Annotated in this window: 3 tRNA genes; all 3 read left to right on the top strand. The window is 56.3% G+C overall.

The features are described from left to right. Position 1 precedes the first annotated feature (1 nt). The 3 genes from UFB30_RS16575 to UFB30_RS16565 all read left to right on the top strand — a co-directional run bounded on the left by UFB30_RS16575 (position 2) and on the right by UFB30_RS16565 (position 253). Positions 2-76, top strand: a tRNA-Asn gene (locus UFB30_RS16575). Between the two features lies 1 nt (position 77). Then, positions 78-169, top strand: a tRNA-Ser gene (locus tag UFB30_RS16570). Between the two features lie 9 nt (positions 170-178). After that, a tRNA-Glu gene (locus UFB30_RS16565) sits at positions 179-253 on the top strand. Position 254: the final 1 nt, after the last annotated feature.

Genomic DNA, 254 nt, shown 5'->3' with positions numbered 1-254 from the left:
TTCCACAGTAGCTCAGTGGTAGAGCAATCGGCTGTTAACCGATCGGTCGTAGGTTCGAGTCCTACCTGTGGAGCCATGGAGAGCTGTCCGAGAGGTCGAAGGAGCACGATTGGAAATCGTGTAGGCGGCTACCGCTGTCTCAAGGGTTCGAATCCCTTGCTCTCCGCCATTGCATACTGGCCCGTTGGTCAAGTGGTTAAGACACCGCCCTTTCACGGCGGTAACACGGGTTCGAATCCCGTACGGGTCACCAT

It is taken from the genome of Jeotgalibacillus haloalkalitolerans (assembly GCF_034427455.1).
Lineage (GTDB): Bacteria > Bacillota > Bacilli > Bacillales > Jeotgalibacillaceae > Jeotgalibacillus > Jeotgalibacillus haloalkalitolerans.
Note: the sequence above shows the minus strand (reverse complement) of the source record. Positions and strands in the feature narration are given on the sequence as shown.